Source organism: Mycobacterium sp. (genome assembly GCF_039583805.1).
Taxonomy (GTDB): Bacteria; Actinomycetota; Actinomycetes; order Mycobacteriales; family Mycobacteriaceae; genus Mycobacterium.
Genome location: NZ_JAVKSH010000007.1, coordinates 42002 through 48257, shown reverse-complemented (window position 1 = coordinate 48257; position 6256 = coordinate 42002). Strand labels below are relative to the sequence as shown.

The window sequence follows — 6256 nt, the reverse complement described above, 5'->3', positions numbered from 1 at the left end:
CTAGGGTTCGTCGGGCCCGTGGCGGCGCTCCATCCCGGTTGCCAACCGGATCACCATGTCGGAGAAGACCGCGTCGGTGTCGATACCGTCCATGACGCCGGTCATTTCCAGCAGCACGAACCCGTGCAGCGCCGACCAGAATTCCAGGGCTGCGTAGAAGGCGTCCTCCCCGTCGAGACCGTAGGACGACAACACCGCGATCACCGGTTGCGCCGCGCCTTTGGTGGCGGCGCTGTACTCGGGGTCGTCGCCGCCCAGCGGCATCCGGGTGAATGCCGAGTAGCGACCGGGGTGGTGGTGGGCGTAGCTGCGGTACGCGCTGGCCATGACCAGCACCGCGTCGTCACGCTCCCGGCCCTCGCCGACCCGATTGAGCATGGCGATGATGTCGTCGATGACCCGCATCCGCACCGTTCGGCGCAAGTCGGCCAAGCTGTGCACGTGGTTGTACAGCGACGGCCCTTTGGTTCCGAGTTGCGTGGCCAGCGCGTTGATCGTCAACGCGTCCCAGCCCTCCCGGTCCAAGAAGGTGAGCGCGGCGTTGACGATGACCTCGCGGCTCAGCTTGGCCGAGCGCGTCGCAGGCTTGCCTCCGGTGCGCGACCGGCCACCCCGTGCGTCCGGCTCAACTGCCACGGCGGTCGCCCTTCGGTGTGCTGGGACCGGGGTCGTTCAGCGAAGAACTCTAGTTGACGCAGCTGTCGAAGGACGCCGGCCGTGTGCCGTGGCGTCGACAAGTTCGCGCTACTGCGGCAAATGACGGCGAAGTGGGACGCGGCAGAGGCGAACCACGTAGGCTCGGTCGGGCGGGCCGTTCGCCCCCGCGAGTCGGTCTGCGGTGCACTGGACGCCGGCCGACGTCAATCGACAATCCGACGAATCGAGGACGTCATGCGCGTGCAGATCAGCGGCGGTTCGGGCACATCGGTACTCGGGGCGCTTGTGCTGGCCACTGTGCTGGTGGCCGGCCTCGCCGGCTGCGGTTCGAAGAACGACAACGCCACCCCGTCGACCGCGACCTCCGCGACACCAAGCTCGGGCGCGGAGTTGCAGGTCGGGAACACCATCAACTACGGGTCGTTCGGCACCACCACCGACCTCGATTGCGGCGACGGCAAATCGTTGAACGTCGGTGGCTCCAGCAACACGCTGACCGTCAAAGGCACCTGCGCGTCGGTGAGTATCGGCGGCGCGGACAACAAGATCAGCTTCGACAAGATCGACCAGCACCTCAGTGTCGTCGGTCTCAACAACACCATCACCTACAAGCATGGTGCGCCCAAGGTCGACAACCTCGGTTCGGGCAACACCATCACCAAGGGGTGAGCCGTCAGGCCGGTGTCCCGTGCCGGCCGGCGCCGGCCGCGAAGCGTCCCGCACCGTCCCGGGCCTCCGCCGCCACCCGCGAAATGCTGGCGAATTCGAAGTCCAGCGCGTCTGGCTCGGCCAGCCCCCACTGGTGCAGCGCGGACAGCCGATCCGATCGCATGCATTGCTGCGGCAGCGCAGCCAGCGCAGCCGCGAGCTCTTCGGCGGCTTGGCGGGACTGGCCGTGGGGCACGACGCGATTGGCCAACCCCATCGCCAATGCCTCGGCGGCGTCGACGGCGCGGCCGGTCAGAATCATGTCCATCGCCCGGCTGTGGCCGATCAGCCGCGGCAGCCGAATGGTCCCGCCGTCGATGAGCGGCACTCCCCAACGCCGGCAGAACACGCCGAACACCGCGTCCTCTTCGGCCACCCGCAGATCGCACCACAGCGCCAGCTCCAGGCCGCCGGCCACCGCATACCCGCTGACCGCGGCAATTACCGGCTTGGACAGCACCATTCGCGTCGGCCCCATCGGGCCGGGGCCGCTCCGATGCGCCGCGTTGGCTCTTGGTGTGCCGAAAGCCTTCAAATCGGCTCCGGCGCAGAATGTTCCGTGGTCGCCCCAGAGAACGGCCACCGATGCGGCGTCGTCACGGTCGAACTGTTCGAAGGCGGCGTGCAGCGCGGCCGCCGTCGGCCCGTCCACCGCGTTGCGGGCCTCCGGCCGGTCCAGGATCACCGTGGTCACCGCGCCGTTGCGTGCTATGCGAACCGGATCGCTCATGTCGCCTCCACCAACCGGATATCGCTGCGCCGCCCGGTCAATTCGGCGGCGAAGTCGTGATAGGCAGCGCGCAGCCGGGCGCCGGGCCAGTCCGCGGGCAACAGTTCGGTCGGCAGCATCGGGTCGGTCAGCAGGTGACGCACCATTGCGGCGGCTGTCACGAACCGGCCGGGAATGTCCGGCGCTGAGGTCATTTCGTCGAGCAGGTGGTGGCCGGTTGCCGACCAACCGGGCAGGTCCCATAGCTGGTCGGCCAGCTCCGCGGGCGCGTCGTCTCGTGCTTTGAGTGTCCGCACCCTCGCGCGGACGTCCGGATCGAGGCGCACGTCGAGGTTGTCCGGGCGCATCCACACGCCCTCGCGCAGTTCGCCGAACCGCAGGCCGTACAGAGTGTTCCGCAATCCCGCACGAGCTCGCGCCTCGGTGCCGACGCTGGTGACGACCAGTGTGATCCAGTAACCTCGCCAGGGCCGTACTCGCTGGCCGATCGCCTCGTCCTGACGACGCTGGCGGGCCAGCAGCCGGTCGGAGAGCCGATAGCCGTCGGCAGACCGGATCAGGTCGCCGGCTGCGACCATGCGGGTCAGCGCGACCCTCAGCGTCGGCTCCTTGATACCGAAATCGCTGGTGAGCCTGACTAATTCGGCCGCACTGGCCCAGGCTGGATGGGCACCCAGCAGCACGGACAGCACCACCGACCTGGCGGTCATGCGCGCCGGCGCTTTCGGCATCAGCTACACCCCGGATGTGGTGCGGCCGTGGTCGCCGAACGGCTCGTCGCGGTGCCGCACGGCTTCCCGGAAGCCGTGCGCGACCGCGTCGCCGACGAACGCATGCCCCTCGGGGGTGTGCCGGGCGATGCCGTCGAACACGGTGCTGACCATCCGGCTGGTTGCCACGCCCTGCTGCAGCAGCGCCGAGTTCAGCGCGAGCTTGACCATGATCAGCTGGTTGACCGGCACGGCGGCGATACGAGCCACCAAACGCTCCGTGCGATTATCGAGGTCTTCCGGGGCCGGCGCCTCGACCGCCAAGCCCCATTCCGCGGCTTGCGCGCCGGTGATGCAATCACCGGTCAGCAGAAGACGTTTGGCCCGCTGGTCACCGAGGCGGTGCGTCCACAGGCCGGCGGCCGGCACCCCCCAGACCCGGGTCGGCGGATAGCCGATCTTGGCGTCGGCGGCGGCGACCAGCTGGTCGGCGTGCAGCGCGATGTCGGTGCCGCCGGCCACGCAGTAGCCGTGAACCTTGACCACCGTGGGCTTGTCGGCGTGCATCAAGCTGGAGAACCCGCGCACGAACCGGCTCATCATCTGGTAGTCCACCATCGGATCCCACGGCTGGTCGGGCTGGTGGTTGATCGCCTGGGTTCTGCCGTCCAGCACCGTGCCCCGATAAGCGCTGCCGCCGCCGGCCGACGACGAACCCTCGGCGTAGGCGCTCAGATCGAATCCGGCGCAAAATCCTGCGCCGCGACCGGAGACCAGGATGACGTGAACGGCGGGGTCGAGATCGGCACGTTCGACGAGCGCCGACAGCTCCAGCGGAGTGTCGGCGATGATCGCGTTGCCCTTCTCCGGTCGGTTGAAGGTGATGCGCGCAATCCGGTCGGTTACCTCGTAGGTCATCGTCTTCAGGTTGTCGAAGTCGACCGGCCTGATCGCGTGCGTCATCCCTTGACTCACCCTTTTACCAGGGCGCGCTCGAGGATCGGCGCCAGGTCCAGACCGGTGGGCAGGGTGCCGAACGCGCCACCCCACTGCCCGCCCAGGCGGGTGGCCAGGAAAGCCTCGGCGACAGCCGGGTGACCATGGCGAACCAGCAATGAGCCCTGCAGGGCAAGGCAGATGTCTTCGGCGATTTTGCGTGCCCGATAGGCGATGGTCTCGTGGTCGGCCAACTGGGGTGTGAGTCGCTCGACGTGGGCGTCCAACCGCGGGTCTTGACCCGCGCTCTTGGCCAGCTCGGCTGAAAAGACCTCGACAGATTCGGGGCGGGTTGCCATGGCGCGCAACGTATCCAGCGCACTCACATTCCCGGAGCCTTCCCAGATACCCATCAACGGCGCTTCCCGGTACAGCCGTGGCATCCCGGATTCCTCGACATACCCGTTGCCGCCCAAACATTCCAGCGCCTCGGCAGCGTGCGGCGCGGAGCGTTTGCACACCCAGTACTTGCTCGCGGCCAGTCCGATGCGACGCAGCATCGCTTCGTATTCGTCGCCGAGCGCGGCGTTGTCGGTGGCGCCGGCCATCCGCATGGCCACCATAGTGGCCGCCTCGGCCTCGACTGCCAGGTCGGCCAGCACGTTGCGCATCAAAGGTTGGTCGATGAGGTAGGCGCCGAAGGCTTTTCGGTGTTGGGCGTGATGCACGGCCCGGGTCAGGCCGGTGCGCATGCTGGTTGCGCTGCCCAGGGTGCAGTCCAGCCGGGTGAGGTTGACCATCTCGATAATGGTCGGCACACCGCGGCCCTCCTCGCCGACCAGCCAGGCGGTCGCTCCGTCGTATTCGACCTCTGCCGACGCGTTGGCGTGGTTGCCGAGCTTGTCTTTGAGGCGCTGCAGGAACATCCGGTTGCGGGCGCCGTCGGGCAGCACCCGCGGCAGGAAAAAGCACGAGAGGCCGCCCGCGGCTTGGGCCAGCACCAGGAACACGTCGCACATCGGCGCCGAGGTGAACCACTTGTGGCCGGTCAGCCGGTAGCTGCCGTCGGCGTTGCGGACAGCCTGGGTGGTGCCGGCGCGGACGTCGGAGCCGCCCTGCTTCTCGGTCATCGACATGCCCGCGGTGACCCCGGCCTTGGTTGTCGCCACCTTCAGCTGCGGGTCGTACTCGCAGCTGGTCAGCAACGGCTCGTAGAGCTTTGCCAGCTCGGGGTTGCAGCGCAGCGCCGGCACCACGGCGTAGGTCATCGAGATCGGGCACATGTGACCGGGCTCAGCGGTCCAGACCGAGGTCTTGGCGGCGCGCACGACGTGCGAGCCCGGGCGCGGGTCCGCCCACGGCGCGGCGTGCAGCCCATGCGTGATCGCAGTCCGCATCAGCTCGTGGTAGGCCGGGTCATACTCCACCTCGTCGATGCGGTGCCCGGTGCTGTCGTGGGTGTGCAGGATGGGCCGGTTGCGGTCGGCGAGTTCGCCCCAGCGCTGAACCTGCCAGGATCCGGACAGCGCGCCGACCTCGGTGATCTCGTCGAGGCCCCACTGCCCGCCTTCGTGGATCAAGGCCTCGATCAGGACCGGCGACGATGCCGGGTTGTGGTCTTCCAGCGGCGGAACCTGGTTGGTGACGGCATGAGTGTCTGGCATGCCGTCAGTGTTACATTTCCTCGACGACTGCACAAGAGCTGTAACGCTCAGTCCTTGACGCGGTCCCGGAGAAACGCGATGTCGTCCTTGCGGCCCTCGTCGGCGGTCTCGCAGACGACGGGTGCGTTGGCCGCTTTCACCACCGCGACCAGCAGCTCGGGATCGATCTGGCCGGAGCCGATGTTGGCGTGGCGGTCGGCGCCCGAGCCGGCCGCATCTCGGGAGTCGTTGCAGTGCACCAAGTCGATGCGACCGGTAATCGCCTTGATGCGATCGACGGCGCCGATCAGTGCCTCACCCGCTGCCCACGCGTGGCAGGTGTCCAGGCAGAAACCGATACCGGTGTCACCGATGTGGTCCCAAAGCCGGGCGACGGTCTCGAAGTGGCGGGCCATCGCGTGGTCGCCGCCGGCGGTGTTCTCCAGATAGACCGGGACATCGGTTTCGAGCCGCTCCATCGCCTTGCGCCAGCGCTCACAACCGGCCGCGATGTCGTCGTCGTCGGCGTGACCGCCGTGCACGATCACGGCAGTGGCCGCGATCTCGGCGGCGGCGTCGCAGGTGTCCTGGAGGATCTTGCGCGACGGGATCCGCACCCGGTTGTTCGCCGACGCGACGTTGATCAGATACGGCGCGTGGACGTAGAGCGGCACCCGGGATTCGCGCAGGGTCGCCGCGTCTTCGCGCGATTTCGGTTTCTTCCAGCTCTGCGGATTGCCGAGGAAGATCTGCACCAAGTCGGCGCCGTCGGCCACCGCGGCGGCGAGTGGGTCGGTCGGGTGTACGTGCGAACCAATGAGCACGGCGCAAGTCTAGTGAACGCCGAGCGTGAAACTAGGTTCACTTCGCGG

General features: G+C 68.0%; 7 protein-coding genes. 1 reads left to right on the top strand and 6 read right to left on the bottom strand.

The window, feature by feature from the left end; genetic code table 11:
- Positions 1 to 564 carry a WHG domain-containing protein gene (locus ABDW21_RS01810; protein ID WP_343709995.1) on the bottom strand — a complete coding sequence of 188 codons (564 nt, stop codon included), beginning with the start codon at positions 562 to 564 and terminating at the stop codon, positions 1 to 3.
- 327 nt (positions 565 to 891) lie between these two features.
- On the opposite strand from ABDW21_RS01810, the gene ABDW21_RS01805 reads away from it, so the two are divergent.
- On the top strand, positions 892 to 1326 hold the full coding sequence (locus tag ABDW21_RS01805; RefSeq protein WP_343601329.1) for a DUF3060 domain-containing protein: 435 nt from the start codon (positions 892 to 894) through the stop codon (positions 1324 to 1326).
- 4 nt (positions 1327 to 1330) lie between these two features.
- On the opposite strand, the gene ABDW21_RS01800 is transcribed toward ABDW21_RS01805, so the two are convergent.
- The 5 genes from ABDW21_RS01800 to ABDW21_RS01780 are packed head-to-tail and all read right to left on the bottom strand — an operon-like array spanning position 1331 to position 6208.
- Positions 1331 to 2095 (bottom strand): crotonase/enoyl-CoA hydratase family protein, encoded by a 765-nt coding sequence (locus ABDW21_RS01800; RefSeq protein WP_343601328.1) that lies wholly within the window; start codon positions 2093 to 2095, stop codon positions 1331 to 1333.
- Complete coding sequence (locus ABDW21_RS01795; protein WP_343601326.1) at positions 2092 to 2826, bottom strand: PaaX family transcriptional regulator C-terminal domain-containing protein; 735 nt, start codon at positions 2824 to 2826, stop codon at positions 2092 to 2094. The genes ABDW21_RS01800 and ABDW21_RS01795 overlap by 4 nt, the downstream gene beginning before the upstream one ends.
- Positions 2827 to 2829: 3 nt before the next feature.
- A complete protein-coding gene (locus ABDW21_RS01790; protein WP_343601325.1) occupies positions 2830 to 3768 on the bottom strand; it encodes a crotonase/enoyl-CoA hydratase family protein in 939 nt (312 codons plus the stop codon).
- Between the two features lie 8 nt (positions 3769 to 3776).
- Positions 3777 to 5405, bottom strand: coding sequence for an acyl-CoA dehydrogenase family protein (locus ABDW21_RS01785; protein WP_343709993.1), 1629 nt, complete (start codon positions 5403 to 5405; stop codon positions 3777 to 3779).
- 47 nt (positions 5406 to 5452) lie between these two features.
- Complete coding sequence (locus ABDW21_RS01780) at positions 5453 to 6208, bottom strand: deoxyribonuclease IV (protein WP_343601321.1); 756 nt, start codon at positions 6206 to 6208, stop codon at positions 5453 to 5455.
- Positions 6209 to 6256 lie beyond the last annotated feature (48 nt).

Excerpts from the sequence above, each read along its gene's own strand:
- ABDW21_RS01800 (WP_343601328.1), bottom strand. The coding sequence starts at position 2,095 with ATGAGCGATCCGGTTCGCATAGCACGCAACGGCGCGGTGACCACGGTG.
- ABDW21_RS01790 (WP_343601325.1), bottom strand. The coding sequence starts at position 3,768 with ATGACGCACGCGATCAGGCCGGTCGACTTCGACAACCTGAAGACGATG.
- ABDW21_RS01805 (WP_343601329.1), top strand. The coding sequence starts at position 892 with ATGCGCGTGCAGATCAGCGGCGGTTCGGGCACATCGGTACTCGGGGCG.
- ABDW21_RS01785 (WP_343709993.1), bottom strand. The coding sequence starts at position 5,405 with ATGCCAGACACTCATGCCGTCACCAACCAGGTTCCGCCGCTGGAAGAC.
- ABDW21_RS01795 (WP_343601326.1), bottom strand. The coding sequence starts at position 2,826 with ATGCCGAAAGCGCCGGCGCGCATGACCGCCAGGTCGGTGGTGCTGTCC.